Raw genomic sequence first — 15,363 nt, forward strand, 5'->3', positions numbered from 1 at the left:
AGAGTATGCATCGTGCTCATTCCGGCGCGGCGAAGCCACGGGCCAGATCCGCGACGATCGAGGCCGCCGGTTCGGTCGTGGTGGCCAGTCCGACGCCTTGTCCCGCGTACATGGCCATGGCCTCGACGTCACCGACGTGGTCGGCGAGCGGGACGACGTCGGCGTAGCGCCGGACGGGCCCGAGTTCACGGTGCTCGGCGATCACGTCGTGCTCGCCGGGGCGTGCACCCGCGGCGGGCCGGCCGGCCGCCTCCCAGCGGGTCAGCGTCGTGTTGCGCAACGCGCGGTGCGGGGCGTCCGGCCAGCCGTCCGCGAAGACCGTGGTGTGCACGGTGTCCTCGGCGGTCGCCGCGACGAGCCGCCGGCGGAAGTCGGGGTGCGTCCCGGCCTCCTCGGCGAGCAGGAAGCGGGTACCCACCCAGGCGCCCCGCGCCCCCAGCGCGAGCACCGCGCGCACGCCCCGTGCATCGGCGATGCCACCGGCGGCGAGCACCGGTACCGGGGAGACGAGGTCGACGACCGCCGGCACGAACGCGAGGGTGGCGGTCGTGCCGCGGACGTGCCCGCCCGCGTCCCAGCCCTGCGCGACGATCACGTCGACGCCGAGGTCGGCCGCGGCGCGCGCCTCGGCACGGCTGCCGACCGTGTGGAAGTGGACGGCACCGGCGGCCTGGATCCGTTCGCGGTACGGCGCCGGGTCGCCCCAGAACGTCGAGATCGCCGGCACGCCGTGGTCGAGCGCCGTCGCCAGCCTCTCGTGCTGGGGCCATTCGAGCACCAGGTTCACCCCGAACGGGCGCGCGGTGGCCCGCTGGACGGCGCGGATCTGATCGGTCAGCGCGGCCCGGGGAAGCCACGACCCGGCCAGCATCCCCAGCGCGCCCGCGTCACCGACCGCCGCGACCAGGGCGGGAGTGCACGCGCCGCCGATCGGGGCCTGCACGAGCGGGAGGCCGACGCCGAGCCGCTCCCACCCGGATCGGGTCGGCAGGTCTTGCCCGGTGGCGTCACCGGGCGGGCGCGGACCGGTCATGGACGACGACCTCCGTACCGCCGGGGTGCTCCGAGCATGCCGCTCGGCCACGCCCCACCGCCAGTGCCCGGCGGAGATCAGCCTGCTTGCGTCAACGGCTGCCCGCCGCCGCGTCCACCTTCTCCCGCCGGCCCGAGCGGGTCCGGCTGACCAGGATGCCCGCGATCACCATGGCCGCGCCGACGAAGGTGTTCCAGCTCAACGGCTCGGACAGCAGGACCGCGCCGATCAGGGTCGACCACAGCGGCACCACGTAGGTCACCGTGGACGCGACCGTGGGGCCGGCGTCCCGGATGATGCGCAGGTTGAGGATGTACGCCAGGCCCGTGCCGAGTGCGCCCAGCACCAGCAGCGCGATCGCCGCGTACCAGCCCGGCCAGGTCGGCGCGAGTCCGGCGGCTGCCGTGACCACGCCGAGTTCGAGCGTGGCGCAGCCGATCTGGACCGCCGACAGCGCCGTCACCGAGCCCGGCCGCTGCGAGAAGAACCTCCGGGTGTAGGCGAACCCGGCGCCGTAGCAGGCCGTCGCGGCCAGGCACGCCAGCCCGCCGACCAGCGTCCCGCCGACCAGCCCGTTCCACACGCCCAGCACGACCAGCACGCCGAGGAAGCCCAGCCCCAGCCCGGCCACCCGCCGCCCGGTGAGCCGCTCGTCGTTGACCATGAGCAGCACGAACACCAGGGTCAGCAGCGGCGTGGTGGCGTTGAAGATGCCGGCCAGCACCGAGTCGACGTACTGCTCGCCGTAGGCGAACAGGGCGAACGGCGCGGCGTTCAGCAGCGCCGCGACGACCAGGGCGTGCCCCCAGGTGGCCTTGTCGCGCGGCAGCGGCAGCCGCTGCACCGCGCAGACCACCAGCAGGGTCACCGCGCCGAACAGGCAGCGCCACAGGGCGACCCACATCGGCGAGACACCGGCGTCCACCCCGATCTTGATCAGCGCGAAGCTCGAACCCCACAGCGCGGACAGCGCCACGAAGGCAGGCATCCACCGCGCAGCGTCCCGACGCTCGGTAGGCGTGGCCATGTCCGGAAATCCCCCTTCTGGCGGTGTTCAGCTCCCGCCCCACTGGACGCTATGGTCGCCACTCGTCCATCATGAGTCCAATTAGAAACACTCAGACACGCATGAGGGGTTCTCATGACGATTGGCCTCCCGCAGATCCGCGCGTTCGTCGCCGTGGCCGACACGTCGAGCTTCTCGCTGGCCGCCGCGCGGCTCGGGGTCAGCCAGTCCGCGGTCTCCCACGCCGTGGCCGCGCTGGAGCGGACCACCGGCCGGCCGGTGCTCACCCGGGGCAACCCGGTGCGGCCCACCGTGCTCGGCGAGCAGCTGCTGGCCCACGCGCGCACCGCACTGGCCTCGATGGCGTCCCTGGAGGAGCTGGCGAACCAGCGGGACAGCGGGTTGCACGGCAACCTCGTGCTGGCCGCGCCCCCGACCATCTGCCACAGCCTGGTGCCCGAGCTGCTGGAGACCTGGCAGGCCGACTTCCCCGACGTCACGGTCTCGCTGTTCGAGGGCGACGACGACGAGATCTCCGGCTGGCTGGACGCCGCCAGCGCCGACCTCGCGATCGTGGTCGACCCGGTCGACATGCCCTCCGGCGCGGTCGTGATCGGCGACGACCGGTTCTACGCGGTGCTGCCGCACGACCACCCGCTGGCCGGGAACGCCACGGTCGACATCGCCGACCTGGAGGACGACCCGTTCCTGCTGTCGCTGGGCGGCTGCGAGCGGCACATCCAGGAGCTGTACCGGATGAGCGGCACCCCGTTCCGGCCGGTCCACCGGGTGCGCCAGCTGGGCACCCTGTTCGCGATGATCCGCGCCGGCATCGGCGTGTCGGTGGTGCCGGGGCTGGCCGCCGGGATGGAGGGCAACGACCTCGTGCTCATCCCGACGGCCCAGCGGATCAGCCGCACCCTCGTGCTCACCGGCCCCCGCAACCGACCGTGGCACCCGGCCACGGTCGCGCTGCTCAGCGCCATGCAGAGCCAGCGGGCCGCCTGACGGGTCGGCTCGCCCGGCTCACGCCCCCAGTCCCGCGCCCCCAGTCCCGCGCCGCCCCCCGGTCCCGCTCAGCCGACCCGACTCGCCCGGTCCCCTCGTCCCCGTCCGCACGCCCGACCCGGCTCCCCGCCTGGCCTACCTTTGCCGCACTCACCAGGCCCTGCCCACCAGGACCTGCCCACCAGGACCCGCTCGCCCCGTCCGCTCGTCCGGCCGCACTCACCCGGTTCCGCTCGTCCGGCCCTGGCTCACCCGGCCCCGCTCACCCGGTCCCGCCCGCCCGTCTCGGCCAGGAAGGCGGTCACCGCCGCGGCCACCGCGGCCGGGGCCTCCTCCTGCGGGAAGTCCCCGCAGTCGGGCAGCAGCGTCAGCCGCGAGCCGGGGATCAGTTCGGCGAACCGGTGGCCGGTCGACGGCGGCACGAGCCGGTCGGCGGCGCCGAACAGCAGCAGCGTGGGCACCGCGAGCCCGGCGATCGGCCCGGCCAGCGCGTCGAACGACTCGCCGTAGCTCAGCCGCACGCCCAGGCCGAACCGGGCCATCACCGCACCCCGGGAACGCAGCTGCCGGTGGTAGGCCCGGACCGCGGTCGGGTCGGGTCGGAAGCCGGGACCGTGCGCGGCCGCCCACTTCTCGGCGAACGGCCGGTACGGGAACAGCCGGGCGAGCACCGGACCCAGGCCCGGCGCGGCGAGCGCCCGGTACAGGCCCAGGTTCGCGGCGGCCTCCCCGAGCACGCCGGCCGCCATCACGACGAGCCGGGACACCCTGCCCGGGTGGGTGGCCGCCAGCCACGCCGCGATCGACCCTCCCATCTGGCTCCCCACGACCGCCGGCGCGTCCAGGCCGAGGGCGTCGAACAGGTCGACGAGCAGGCCCGCCGCCCGATCCGCCGTCCACCGCCGGGCCTTCGGGGCGGGCGACCCGCCGCAACCGGGCAGGTCGACCAGGGTGACGCGGTGCCGCTCGGCCAGCGCCGGGTAGACCTCGCGCCAGGTCAGGGCCGAGGTGAGGAACCCGTGCAGCAGCACGACCGGCGGGCCGCTGTCCGGCCCGGTCTGGTAGACGTGCAGGTCCGCGTCGCGCAGCCGGACCGTGCGCCCCTCGCCCAGCGCTCCCGGGCCGCTCATGACCGCGTGCCCCCGAAGACCTCGACCACCAGCTCGTTGAACTGCTGCGGCGCCTCCACCGGCGGGATGTGCGCGGCGGGCAGCAGCTCCGTCCGCGCTCCCGGCACCAGGCCGGCCAGCCCCTCGGTGAGCACCGGCGGGAACAGGATGTCCTCGGCGCCGCCGACGACCAGCGTCGGGCACCGCAGGCCGGCCAGCCACGTCCGGCTGTCGTGCTCCAGCGCCTGGGTGTAGATGCTGCTCAGCGCGGCCACGTCGTACTGGTCGAACATCGCCCGGCGCAGGGCCGCCTCGCGGCGGAGCATGGCCGGCGCACCCGCCGCGGAGAACAGCATGCTCTTGAGCACCTCCCAGAACCCGGGGAGGTCGTCGCGTTCCAGGAAGCCGTTCAGCATCCGCAGCAGCAGCTGCGTGGGGCCGTGCGGCGCCGCGAACGTGGCGACCAGGCCGAGGCCGGACAGCCGGTCGGTGTGCTTGGCCGCGAAGTGCTGCGCGACCAGACCGCCGTGGGACATCCCGATGACCACGGCGCGGTCGATGTCCAGGTGGTCGAGCAGCGCGGCGAGGTCGTCGGCGTGCTGCGCGTTCGTGGGGAAGCCCGTGTCGGACGGCGAGTCGCCGAAGCCGCGCATGTCGTAGGTGAGGATGGTGAAGTGTTGGCTCAGCGCGGGCAACTGGCGCATCCAGCTGCCCGCGAGCGTGGCCAGCAGGACCAGCGGCGGGCCGTTCCCGCGCAGCCGGTACCCGATGCCGCCACCGTCCAGGTCGATGTGCTCCACGGTCCGCACCTCCTTCTCCCGCCCGGTGACGGACGGTGCTCCGGTCAGTTCGCGTGCTCGGACGGCGCGTCGGGGCGCCGCCAGCGCGCCGTGCGGCCGTGGACCTCGTCGATCACGTGCCGACGGGGCTTGGTCGTCTCGGTCAGGCAGCCCTCCTCGATCGTCGGCATCCGCCCGACGACCGCGTACGACTTCACCCGTTCCCACGGGTGCAGGTCCCGGTTCACCCGCCGCACGGCGAGGTCGACCTCGGTGTCCGGGGGGATCGCGTCGGGCTCGAAGAAGATCAGCGCGCCCAGCTTGCCGTCGGGCCGGATGGTGACCTGGCACAGGCCCGCGCCCACCGCCTCGGCCAGCGCGGTCTCGATCGGGGTGACGAAGACCTTCTCGCCGCTGGGCAGCACCATGAAGTCGCGCAGCCGGCCGAGCACCCGCAGGAACCCGTCGGCGTCGATCTCGCCGACGTCCGCGGTCGGCTCGTACCGGTCCGGATCCCACTGCCGGGGCTCCACCCGGCCGTCGACCAGCCGGCCGTGCAGGAACGGGGTCGGCGTGCGGACCAGCACCTCCCGGCTCTCCGGGTCGAGCCGGACGTCGCCCCACGGGATCGGCTTGCCCACCGTGCCGGGCCGCCGCGCGACGGGGGTGTTGAGCGCGATCATCCCCAGCTCGGTGGTCCCGTACACCTCGAACACCGGCACGCCGGCCGCCAGCAGTTCGGTCATCAGCGCCGGGTCGGTGGGCGCGCTGCCGACGAACACCGACCTGATCGCCGAGCCGAAGATCGCCCGGTAGGCCGCCGCCGCCGCGCCGGCGGGCGCGTTCGCGCCGCGCAGCTTCGCCTGGACCCGCCAGCGGATGTGTTCGAGCACGCGCGGCACCGTGACGTGCAGGGTGGGCTGGTGTTCGGCGCCGTCGGCCGCCAGGTGGGCCGGGTCCGACAGCACGAAGTCCAGCCCGGTCCGCAGGCCCCAGTAGAGCATCATCCGCTGGGGCAGGTGAGACAGCGGCAGGTACAGCAGCAGCCGGTCGCCGCGCCCGATGCCGTAGATCTCGGCGAACCGGTCCATGGTGTACAGCAGCGGCGCGGCCTCGACGGCGAACAGCTTCGGCTCGGAGAGCGTCCCGCTGGTGGACACCACGGTGAACGGGCCCCGGCGCGGCACGGCCGGTTCGTCGCGCCCGCCGGGGTGGGCGGCCACCAGGTCGGCGACCGAGGCGATCCCGGCGGGCCCGCCGGAGCCGAGGAACAGCACGTCGAAGCCCGCCGACCGGAACGCCTCGGCCGCGTCCGCGCGGTCGGTGAACACGGTGCGGCAGCCGCTCTCCGCGGCCACCGCCACCGCCCGCGCCAGCGGCGCGCTGGGGTACAGCGCGACCGACAGCGCCCCGGTCAGCACGCACGACAGGTCGGCGACCACCCACTCGTAGCCGGTCGACCCGTGGATGGCGACCCGCGACCCCGGCCCGACTCCCCGCTCGCGCAGCGCGGCGGCAACGGCTCCGGCGTCGGCGCGGCACCGCGCGTGGCTGACCCGGACCGACGCGCCGTCGCGGCGGAAGATGAAGGAGGAGGTCTCGTCGCCCGCCATCGCGTCGAGCACGGCGGGCAACGAGCACGCCTGCGGCGTCGTGGTCGCCGTGCTCATGCGTCGACCTTCGCCTTCGCCGCGCTCAGCGCGTCGGTGAACAGCTGGCCGTAGGCCCTCAAGGTGTACGTCCAGGTGGTGACCATCAGGTCGTAGCGCTCCTGGCTGGTCACCGCCGCGCGGTCGAACGCCTTGCGCACCATAGCGATGTGCTCCTGGTCCTCCTCGGCGTGCACCTTGAGGAAGGTCAGGGCCCGCTCGGCGAACGGGTAGCCCACCATGGCGGCGGACACCTTCGGCCCGAGCGTGGCGCCGAGGCCCTCGGTCGCGGCGGCGAAGCCGAGCAGCGCCGCCGGGTCCTTCATGGACACCGTCCAGTGGTTCTGCCCGACCATCGTCCAGGTGCCCAGGCCGGGCAGGCCCGCCAGGTAGGTGTCGGTGTCGTAGCCGAGCCGGCGCAGGTCCTGCACGCACAGCCGGTCGTGGTGGCGCTCCTCGATCGCCAGGTTGAGGAAGAAGTCCTGGAGCCAGCCCTCGGTGCTGCGCGACGCCGCCGCGGACAGGAAGTACGGCGTCTGGGTCACCAGGTGGAAGGTCTCGCGCAGGTACGCGGCGTAGACCTCCTCGGTCAGGTCACCGCGCAGGATCACGTCGATGAACGGGTGCTCGATGATGTCGGTCCGGAGGGTCGAGTCGGTCTCCGCGAGGGCCTTCTCGTAGGGGCTGGTCATGTCACGCGTCCTCCTTGATCCCGATCTTCGCCATCACGTCGTCGAACCGCAGGCGGGTGCGGTCGAGGTAGTCGGCCGAGACGAACCCGGCCTCCATCGCCCACGCGATCGACTCCTTGAGCTGGCCGCCGAGGTAGCCGTCCATGTGCTCGCGGTACCACTTGCAGTGCTCCACCGCCCGCTTGCGGGCTTCCGCGTTGCTCTCCAGCACCTGGTTGGCCACCGTGATGCCGAACGCGACGTGCCGCCGCTCCTCCCGCTCGATGCGGTCGAACTGGTAGAAGTACGGCGTTTCGCTGCGGGCGAGCTGGGCCAGCTCCTCCATCGCGAGCACGCCCTCGGCGTAGAGGTTGAGGCCGATCAGCACCTCGACCTCGTCGTCGCTGTAGAACAGCTTGGCGAACCGGTCGCCGATGTCGTCGATCCGGTAGGCGTCGTGGTCGAAACCGTGCCAGGGCTGGCCCAGCCGCTCGACGCCCTCCCGGAACAGCCGGGCGTGCACCACCTCGTCGGCCGCGTGCCGGATCAGGAAGTTCTTCTCCCGCAACCCGTGCCGGCGCGGCAGCCAGCGCGCGCACAGGTCGATGATGTCCAGTTCGGAGTAGTAGAAGTTGACGTACACCGTCAGGATCAGGTCCCACGCGGGTCGCCCGTACTTCTCGATGATCTCCTGCTTGTGCGTCATCGAGGGGTCGTGCTCCACGATCGTCTCGGTCATGCCGCTCTCCTTCAAGCGGTGGAGGGATGCGAAGCCGCCGCGTCGAAGATGCTCTCGACGTTGATGGACAGCGCTTTGAGGAATCGGCTCGTGAGGTTGTACATCCCGATCGCGAGCACGATGTTGACGATCTCGGCGCTACCGAACTCGGTCGTGAGGCGGTCGCGCAGTTCGTCGGTGACGCCGTCGGGATCGCGGGTCAGGGCGTCCGCGGTCTCCAGGATCAGCGCCTCGCGCGGGTCGAACGTCTCCCGCACGCTGATCACGTTGCCCACTGCGGAGATCTGTTCCTCCGCCACCCCTGCGCGCCGTGCCGACGCCGTCATGTGCGCCACGCAGTAGGTGCAGTCCTGTGCCTTCGCCGTGCCCAGCGCGGCGAGCGCGCGCAGCCTCGCCCCGATGGTGGGCGACCGGTAGACCTCCGCCCACAGCGGCACGAAGACCGTGAGCAGCTCGGGGACGTGCGCCATCGCGCGCAGGATGTTGGGTACGAACCCGTACTCCTTCCGGACCACCTCGAACACCCGCGCGACCTCCGGCGGGACGTCGTGCTCGTCGAGCAGTTCCACCATGGTCATGCCGCGTCTCCTCTCGGTCCGTCAGTCGGTGGGCCGCAGGAGGCCGTAGCTGACCGCCTCGTGGACCAGGCTCTGCGCGCTCTCGTGGGACGGCGCCTGGCCGCGGGCGAGCTCGTCGACCAGTTCGGCGCTCGTGCGCGCGCCGTCGACCAGGGCGAACAGGCCCTCCAGCTGTGGGGTCACCGGCAGCGTCGTCCCGCTCGGGGTCACCACCGACCGGGCTCGCCGCAGGTACGCGCCGTCCACCGCGAGGTCGTCGACGTAGGTGATGTCCGGCGACAGGACGACGGGCTGGTGGAGGTCGACGCCCACGCCGGTCGACTTGCCCTCGAAGATCTTCTCGATCGTGGTGCGCAGCTCCTCCGGCACCTCGAGCTGCCGGAGGTAGCGGCTGTACCAGGACCGGTGCTGGAAGGCGCCCGCGATGAGCGAGATGAACGCCTTCTCCGGCTCGATCTCCGGGACCTCGAACTGGCTGCGCGCGTGCCAGAAGTAGGAGTCCTTGCTGCTGCCGTGGCCGCCGTAGAGGAAGTAGACCTGTGCCCGCAGCCGCTCGAACTCCTTGCGGTAGGTCGACTCGTAGAACGCCAGGACCTCGTCCCGGTCCATCTCCGGCCGGTCGAGCACGGTGTTGACGGTGACCGCGGCGAGGAACCCGCTGAGCATCGCCAGGTGCACGCCGGTGGAGAACAGCGGGTCGATGAAGCACGCGGCGTCGCCGACCGCGATGTAGCCGTCGCCGCTGAACTTGTCGTAGGTGTAGGACCAGTCCCGCGCGACGTGGATCTCGTCGGTCCGCTGCGCGCCCGCCAGCCGCTGCGCCAGCTCCGGGGTGCGGGCCAGGCAGTCGGCGTAGTAGGCCTCCATGCCCTTGCCGCGGTTCTCGTGCAGCACCTTGCTGTCCACGACCATGCCGACGCTGGTGATGTCGTCGCGCAGCGGGATGAACCACCACCACCCCTCGTCGAACGCGGGGAGGAAGGTGTTGCCCGCGTCCAGGCCCGGCGGGCGCTCGGCGCCGGTCCAGTAGGTCCACACGGCGAGGTTCTTCAGGTACGGATCCCAGTGCTGCTCGTGCAGCCGCTTGGTGACCAGGCCGCCCTGACCGGAGGAGTCCACGATCCACCGGGTGCGGACGGTGGTGCTCACACCGTCGGCGTTCTGGAAGGTCACCGTCGAGACGCCGTCCTCGCCGATCTCGAAGTCGGTGACCCGGTGCTGCTCGCGCACCTCGCAGCCGTGCTCGCGGGCGTTGTCCAGCAGGAGCTTGTCGAACTCGCCGCGCTCGACCTGGTAGCCGTAGTCGTAGGGCATGGCGAGCGCGTCTTTGAAGTAGACGGTCCAGGGGACGCGGTTCTCCCCCCAGACCCACTCGACACCGTGCTTCTTGATGTACCCGTCGCTTTCCAGGCGGTCCAGGACGCCGATCCGGTTCAACAGGTCGGCGGTGCCCGACAGCAGCGACTCGCCGATGTGGTAGCGGGGGAACTTCTCCGCTTCCAGGATCAGCACGCGCTTGCCGAAGTCGGAGAGCAGGGTGCCGGACATCGAGCCGCCGGGCCCCCCTCCGATCACCACGACGTCATAGAGATCAGGTTCAGCGGACACGGTTCTCCCTCAGAATCCGGGCGGGCACTGGGTGATCAGCTGCGGATCAGCTGTAGACGGCGATCCGGGCGTCGGGCTCCATCAGGTAGCGGTAGAACGGGGTGGAGCAGCGGAACGACCGGGAGAAGAGTTCGCCGATGTGCAGGAGCAGGGCGACGCTGCGGTCGGGCTCGTCGAGTTCGCGGTCGACGAACTCGATGCCGGTCTCGGTGAAACCGAGTGACAACAGCGGCTTCATGGGTGTCGTGGCGGTACTGCGGAACAGGTCGGCGACGATGTGCGAGTAGCTGTTGCGCAGGCACCAGTGCAGGCAGCCCTTGATCAGCGCCGCGAACACGCCGTAGGGCATCCCGGGCACCCGCCTGTTGCGGTACTCGCCGAGGACCATCAGCCGCTGGCACTCGATGAGCCGCCGGTCGTCGTCGCGCAGCTCGTCGATGGCGGTGAACTGCTCGATGGGCAGGCGCCGTTCCGAGTCGACCACCAGCCGCATGGTGCCGACCGCCCGGCCGCCCGCGGAGGCGAGCAGGTAGGTCGAGTGCGGGTGGAACGCGTCCTTGTGCAACGCGGGTGCGTCGGCCGGCAGCCAACCGTATTCGCGCCCGTACACCTCCCGCCATATCGCGTCCACGTCGTCGAAATCCGACTCGGCGCCGGCCAGGTAGATTGCGGAATCACCAGGAGGCGGCGGGGAATCCTCGATGAAATGCCAATTCACAATGAACCCCCGAAGAAACGGCGACTCGGCCACCGATCAGCTCGGCTGTGGTGTGCCACTTTTCGCAGCGTATGGGCGGCCGGTGGAACGTGTCAACGCGGGCACCGGTCCACGGAAATCCGCGGTCACCACGCCGGCGGACAGCCGTCGCCGGCAGTCGACCTCGGCCGGACCGGCCGGATAAATTGAGCCGCGCACGCGGGGACGCGGCGGATCGCCCCCGCGGTGCCACGGCTACGCACCTTGTCGGGCGACCCGATTCGCGAAATCGAGCCAAGTGCGGGCGCACTCGGCGGCGAGGTGGGCCACCGACTCGACCCGGTGCGGCGGCACCGTTTCCAGCAGCCGTTCCCACTCGCGGACCCGGACCAGGTGCAGATCCAGCAGCCGGAGCAGGAAACGGCCCGTTTCGGACATCCGGAGCGAAGGGTCCTGGCACAGCAGCCGGTAGGTCCGCTTGAATTCTTCGGAGGTGAGCTTCCGGGGCACCGCGGTGTCCGCGCGCGAGCAGGGCTTCGCATCGCGCTGACGCGGCACCAGGAGCGGGTCCGGTTCGTCGGGCGGTTCCGCGTCGACCGCCTCGTCGTCGGGCGGGGACACGGCCGTGGGCTCGGGTGCGCGGGGGCCGCGCACGCGACCGTCCCGGCCGATGCGCGCTGTCAAGCGAGGAATATCCTCAGTTGACCGGCGCACCGCACCCACTGTCTTCGGCGAGAGCCCGATCATCCCGGCGATCATCCGGTCCGACCACTCCGCGTGCGCCCGCAGCACCCGCGCCGCCGCCGCTCGCCGGTCCGCCAGGGTGAGCGGCAGGCCGTGGGCGATGTTCGACCGGACGGCCTCGACGAACGCTTCCTCCTCGCTGCCCCGGAAGAACCGGACCGCGATCGTGTCCCGCCCCCGCAACCTCGCGGCGGCCAGCCGGTGCATTCCGTCGACCACCCGCATGGTGGCCCGGTGCACGACGATCGGGGGCAGTTCCTCGTCCAGCTCGGCGAGCAGCTTCACGTGTTCCGCGCTTTCACCGTCCAGTCGCGGTGAATCGGCGTCGCGGATGGAGCTGATCGGGATCAGTGCCACTTCCTCCTCGGGCTGCCCACCCCGGTTACGGCCGAACGGATGCCCTTCGCTGTCGGGAACCCGCACACTGTCGGCGTTCTGGGTTTCCACCTTTCTTCCCTTCACAGGGCGGCCCGCCAGGGCCACGTCGACCGAATTACCCGTCCCGAGCTCCTCGCACCGGTCCGGCGGCGGCAGACCGCGACCCGGCGGGCAACTCGACCGCGCCGGGTTTTTTGGTGATCGCGAGGTGGATCGTGGTGCGGCCCGGCCGGGCTCGGCAGCGCGATCCGCCGCGTTGCCCGGAACCCGCGTGGCGCGCACCCGGCTGCCGTCGGCGGCGATCAGCCGGGCCGCGACCTGCCGCGCCGGCGGACGCCGACCGAGCAGAAGATGGGGTCGCTGTCCGCGCCGTCGGCGCTCAACGCCCTGCCGAGGTCGGACACGGCGCCGTCGCTCAACACGAACTCGATGTGATCGCACTCCTCCGGTGGGGATCCCAGCGCGCCGATGGCCACCCGGAACGAGACCCGGCCGTCGTGGTCGCGGTACACCCGCACGAACCCGTCGACGAGCCCGGCGACGACCGATTCGAGCGCGTTTGCATTGTCCACTGCGCTCATTTCCCCCTTTGATGATCGACTGGACGACCGTTGGCCCCGACTTCAGCCGCGTCCGAGCCCGTTGCTGCCAGTCTGCCTTACGTCGTACCAGATCGTATGAGCTGACGCCATCAAGGTATGAAGTGTTCTCACCCGGATGGCGGGCGATCATCCCGGTATTCCATACCAGCGGCGAAACAATGTCCGCGCCCGGTAGCCTGAAGACATTGTTGCAGTCAATCGGCCGAGCCCGGCCGCGGACCGCGGACGACTTTTCCGACTACCCCTGACAGCGGTACCCACACGTGTCGGAACCGGGCTCCGCACCCGGCGCCCGGTCGCGCCGATCCAGCATCGGCACCGATGGGTCGGATTCCCTCGGGACCGCGAAGCGTTGTGGTCGAACACCTCCGTGATGGAGTCCGCCCGGCCGTGCACCGTGATTGTCGGCACCGCATCCGATCGTCCGGTTCGGACGCGGTGGTGTCGATGTGGGATGGACGGTCTCGGCAATGCCGTCGACAATGCCCGTCCGCATTGGCGTCGATCGGCTGTGCCGCGTCGAGTCGCCGTGGAACGGTCGGCCCGTCCAGTTCGGATCGTCCACTGTGGCCGCCCACGATCCGGTCGCCCCTGCCGGCCGTCGACGATCTCGGACCGGAGGCAGCCCGGACCGTCGTCCGGGACCGACACGCGGAACGACCTGGCGACCGAAGGCTTCGGTCGCACACTTCGAAACTGTGGACGCCACGACCGCGCCTTCGCGCCGACAGACGCACTTGGCCAGGTCAACCGCCTGTTCGGCGAATCACGATCGACCGGGAGTCGGTTCGACGGACCACTACAATTCCCCCGATCGGAGGTATGCCAACCTTCGCTCACTTCATCGGTTCCGGTAGCACCTGCTGCTTGATGTGCAAGAGTTGTCAAGCAACGGTTCAGACCGCGTGGAGGTGGGCTTTGAACCACGATTGGCCCAGCGGCAGCCTGCTCGGTCGGCTGCGCGACGCAACCAGGCAGGAACTGCTCAGCCTCGGCACGCCGGTCCGCTACGCGCCCGACTCCGAGATGGTCCGCCAAGGCGCGAAGGACAACCACGCGCTGCTGCTGCTCCGCGGCGCGGCCAAGGTGCGGACCATCGACGAGGCCGGGGCGACGGCGCTGCTCAGCATCAAGACCGGGGGCGACTTCGTCGGCGAGATGGCGGCGCTGGACGGGAACCCGCGGTCGGCCACCGTGATCGCCTGCGGCGAGATCACCGCCAAGTTCATCACCCGGCCCACGCTGATGGCGTTCCTGGCCCGCCGCAGCGACGCCTTCGTCGAACTGATCAACGTCGGGAGCGCGCACCTGCGGTGGGCGAACGAACGACGCCGCGAACTGCCCCAACCGTCGACCACCCGGATCGCGCGCGTGCTCGTCGACCTGGTGCAGGCGCACGGGCGCCGGGCGCTCGGCGGCTGGGTGCTGGGATTCCCGCTGACGAAGGTGGAACTGGCGTCGATCGCGGGCATGAAGCCGCGCACCGCCGAGAAGTCCTTCAGCGACCTGCGCAACGCCGGGGTCGTGGTGACCGGCCTGCGCCGCGACGTCTTCGTCCCGGACCTCGAACGCCTGCGGGAGTTCAGCGCCGTCCAGGTCGGCCTCCCGCCCCGACGTCACCTCTGATCCACCCGGATCGTCCCGCACCCGGCCCGCACTAGGCTTCGGCTGATGACCGAGAAGGCGCTGACCACGGCCGGGCAGGACTGGGAAGAGCAGGCGCGGAACTGGATCGCCTGGGTGCGCGAACCCGGCTTCGACTCGTACTGGCGCTATCGCGACGCGTTCTTCGCGCTGGTGCCGCCCGCCGGCCGGGCGACCCTGGACCTCGGCTGCGGCGAGGGCCGGGTGTCCCGCGACCTCGTCGAGCGAGGGCACCGGGTCACCGGCATCGACGCCTCGCCCACACTGCTGGAAGCGGCGCGGCAGGCCCACCCCGAGGGGCGGTACCTGCCGGCCGACTCGGCGGACCTCCCCTTCCCGGACCGCAGCTTCGACCTCGTCATCGCCTACAACGTGCTGATGGACGTCGACGACCTGCCCGGCACCGTCGGCGAGATCGGCCGGATGCTCGAACCGGGCGGCCGGCTCTGCCTGTCGATCACCCACCCGATCACCAACACCGGCAGCGTCCGGGACGGCCTGTTCGTCCTCGACCGCCCCTACTTCGGTCGCCACCGCTTCGAGGCCGAGGTCGAGCGGGACGGGATGCGGATGAAGTTCCACGGGTGGAACCACCCGCTGAGCGCCTACACCACGGCCTTGGAAGACTCCGGCCTGCTCGTCGAGGCCCTCCGGGAACCGCAGGTCGGCGACGACACGTTCCCGTGGCACATGTGGATCAGGGCAGTGCGCCCGCGATAAACGCCTGTCAGCGTGCCGGAAGGTTCGACCACCATTCCGGCGACACCGCATCCGCCATCGCGATTCCCCGCCGAACAATCCACGCGACATGCACGCCGATGCGTCTAATCCAACAGCGGTCCAGGAAACCCGCGAACGGCCGGAAGGAATGGCGCCGGGCGCGGTGACGGGCCGGAGATGCCGGTTGCGCTCACCCTGCGACTGTTCTCCGGCCGCTTGGTGGCCGCCGCTCCCAGGGCGTCCGGGCAGCCGTCCACCCAGCGGTCGGCACAGTCGGAGTCAGACGTCATCGCACTCGCCGTAACTCACCGTTCACATGGAGTGAACGGTGGGTGAATGTTCTCGCCGCAACGCGGTCCGGCGGATCGGTGCACACCGGAGAAGCTGTTATCGCTCGT

The 15,363-nt window shown here is 71.3% G+C and carries 15 protein-coding genes; 3 read left to right on the plus strand and 12 right to left on the minus strand.

The window, feature by feature from the left end:
* Positions 1–16: 16 nt before the first annotated feature.
* Together FHS29_RS02070 and FHS29_RS02075 are read right to left on the minus strand one after the other, a co-directional pair.
* Entirely contained in the window at positions 17–1,033 is a 1,017-nt protein-coding gene (locus tag FHS29_RS02070) for an NAD(P)H-dependent flavin oxidoreductase (RefSeq protein WP_184687639.1), read from the minus strand.
* Positions 1,034–1,124: 91 nt separating this feature from the next.
* The gene (locus tag FHS29_RS02075) at positions 1,125–2,021 is read right to left on the minus strand and encodes a DMT family transporter (protein ID WP_246439771.1); all 897 of its coding nucleotides are present in this window, start codon (positions 2,019–2,021) and stop codon (positions 1,125–1,127) included.
* Between the two features lie 153 nt (positions 2,022–2,174).
* On the opposite strand from FHS29_RS02075, the gene FHS29_RS02080 reads away from it, so the two are divergent.
* Positions 2,175–3,047 (plus strand): LysR family transcriptional regulator, encoded by an 873-nt coding sequence (locus tag FHS29_RS02080; protein ID WP_184687642.1) that lies wholly within the window; start codon positions 2,175–2,177, stop codon positions 3,045–3,047.
* A 248-nt stretch (positions 3,048–3,295) separates the two neighbouring features.
* Here the strand turns inward: FHS29_RS02080 and FHS29_RS02085 are convergent, their stop codons facing one another.
* From FHS29_RS02085 to FHS29_RS36525, 10 genes are all read right to left on the minus strand, one after another.
* A complete protein-coding gene (locus tag FHS29_RS02085; RefSeq protein WP_184687644.1) occupies positions 3,296–4,177 on the minus strand; it encodes an alpha/beta fold hydrolase in 882 nt (293 codons plus the stop codon).
* The gene (locus FHS29_RS02090; protein WP_312864704.1) at positions 4,174–4,956 is read right to left on the minus strand and encodes an alpha/beta fold hydrolase; all 783 of its coding nucleotides are present in this window, start codon (positions 4,954–4,956) and stop codon (positions 4,174–4,176) included. The genes FHS29_RS02085 and FHS29_RS02090 overlap by 4 nt, the downstream gene beginning before the upstream one ends.
* A gap of 44 nt (positions 4,957–5,000) precedes the next feature.
* Positions 5,001–6,605 (minus strand): AMP-binding protein, encoded by a 1,605-nt coding sequence (locus FHS29_RS02095; RefSeq protein ID WP_184687645.1) that lies wholly within the window; start codon positions 6,603–6,605, stop codon positions 5,001–5,003.
* The gene (locus FHS29_RS02100; protein ID WP_184687647.1) at positions 6,602–7,276 is read right to left on the minus strand and encodes an iron-containing redox enzyme family protein; all 675 of its coding nucleotides are present in this window, start codon (positions 7,274–7,276) and stop codon (positions 6,602–6,604) included. Before FHS29_RS02100 ends, FHS29_RS02095 begins: the two co-directional genes overlap by 4 nt.
* Position 7,277: 1 nt before the next feature.
* Complete coding sequence (locus tag FHS29_RS02105) at positions 7,278–7,994, minus strand: hypothetical protein (RefSeq protein ID WP_184687649.1); 717 nt, start codon at positions 7,992–7,994, stop codon at positions 7,278–7,280.
* An 11-nt stretch (positions 7,995–8,005) separates the two neighbouring features.
* The gene (locus tag FHS29_RS02110) at positions 8,006–8,572 is read right to left on the minus strand and encodes a carboxymuconolactone decarboxylase family protein (protein ID WP_184687651.1); all 567 of its coding nucleotides are present in this window, start codon (positions 8,570–8,572) and stop codon (positions 8,006–8,008) included.
* 21 nt (positions 8,573–8,593) lie between these two features.
* The gene (locus tag FHS29_RS02115) at positions 8,594–10,180 is read right to left on the minus strand and encodes an NAD(P)/FAD-dependent oxidoreductase (RefSeq protein ID WP_184687653.1); all 1,587 of its coding nucleotides are present in this window, start codon (positions 10,178–10,180) and stop codon (positions 8,594–8,596) included.
* 46 nt (positions 10,181–10,226) lie between these two features.
* Positions 10,227–10,898, minus strand: coding sequence for an N-acyl amino acid synthase FeeM domain-containing protein (locus tag FHS29_RS02120; protein WP_184687655.1), 672 nt, complete (start codon positions 10,896–10,898; stop codon positions 10,227–10,229).
* 234 nt (positions 10,899–11,132) lie between these two features.
* The gene (locus FHS29_RS36210) at positions 11,133–12,281 is read right to left on the minus strand and encodes a ParB/RepB/Spo0J family partition protein (RefSeq protein ID WP_312864705.1); all 1,149 of its coding nucleotides are present in this window, start codon (positions 12,279–12,281) and stop codon (positions 11,133–11,135) included.
* 20 nt (positions 12,282–12,301) lie between these two features.
* Positions 12,302–12,580, minus strand: a complete 279-nt coding sequence (locus FHS29_RS36525; RefSeq protein WP_184687657.1) for a hypothetical protein — start codon at positions 12,578–12,580, stop codon at positions 12,302–12,304.
* A 939-nt stretch (positions 12,581–13,519) separates the two neighbouring features.
* On the opposite strand from FHS29_RS36525, the gene FHS29_RS02135 reads away from it, so the two are divergent.
* Both FHS29_RS02135 and FHS29_RS02140 read left to right on the plus strand, forming a co-directional pair.
* On the plus strand, positions 13,520–14,227 hold the full coding sequence (locus FHS29_RS02135; protein ID WP_246439773.1) for a Crp/Fnr family transcriptional regulator: 708 nt from the start codon (positions 13,520–13,522) through the stop codon (positions 14,225–14,227).
* A gap of 45 nt (positions 14,228–14,272) precedes the next feature.
* Positions 14,273–14,965: a class I SAM-dependent methyltransferase gene (locus tag FHS29_RS02140; RefSeq protein WP_184687660.1), complete on the plus strand. Its 693-nt coding sequence runs from the start codon at positions 14,273–14,275 to the stop codon at positions 14,963–14,965.
* The last annotated feature ends 398 nt before the right edge of the window (positions 14,966–15,363 follow it).

The sequence above is a fragment of the Saccharothrix tamanrassetensis genome (assembly GCF_014203665.1).
GTDB lineage: Bacteria > Actinomycetota > Actinomycetes > Mycobacteriales > Pseudonocardiaceae > Actinosynnema > Actinosynnema tamanrassetense.

Bases quoted from the DNA above. Each gene is read 5' to 3' on its own strand.
- FHS29_RS02070 (WP_184687639.1), bottom strand. From the start codon at position 1,033: ATGACCGGTCCGCGCCCGCCCGGTGACGCCACCGGGCAAGACCTGCCG.
- FHS29_RS02075 (WP_246439771.1), bottom strand. From the start codon at position 2,021: ATGCCTGCCTTCGTGGCGCTGTCCGCGCTGTGGGGTTCGAGCTTCGCG.
- FHS29_RS02080 (WP_184687642.1), top strand. From the start codon at position 2,175: ATGACGATTGGCCTCCCGCAGATCCGCGCGTTCGTCGCCGTGGCCGAC.
- FHS29_RS02085 (WP_184687644.1), bottom strand. From the start codon at position 4,177: ATGAGCGGCCCGGGAGCGCTGGGCGAGGGGCGCACGGTCCGGCTGCGC.
- FHS29_RS02095 (WP_184687645.1), bottom strand. From the start codon at position 6,605: ATGAGCACGGCGACCACGACGCCGCAGGCGTGCTCGTTGCCCGCCGTG.
- FHS29_RS02100 (WP_184687647.1), bottom strand. From the start codon at position 7,276: ATGACCAGCCCCTACGAGAAGGCCCTCGCGGAGACCGACTCGACCCTC.
- FHS29_RS02105 (WP_184687649.1), bottom strand. From the start codon at position 7,994: ATGACCGAGACGATCGTGGAGCACGACCCCTCGATGACGCACAAGCAG.
- FHS29_RS02110 (WP_184687651.1), bottom strand. From the start codon at position 8,572: ATGACCATGGTGGAACTGCTCGACGAGCACGACGTCCCGCCGGAGGTC.
- FHS29_RS36525 (WP_184687657.1), bottom strand. From the start codon at position 12,580: ATGAGCGCAGTGGACAATGCAAACGCGCTCGAATCGGTCGTCGCCGGG.
- FHS29_RS02140 (WP_184687660.1), top strand. From the start codon at position 14,273: ATGACCGAGAAGGCGCTGACCACGGCCGGGCAGGACTGGGAAGAGCAG.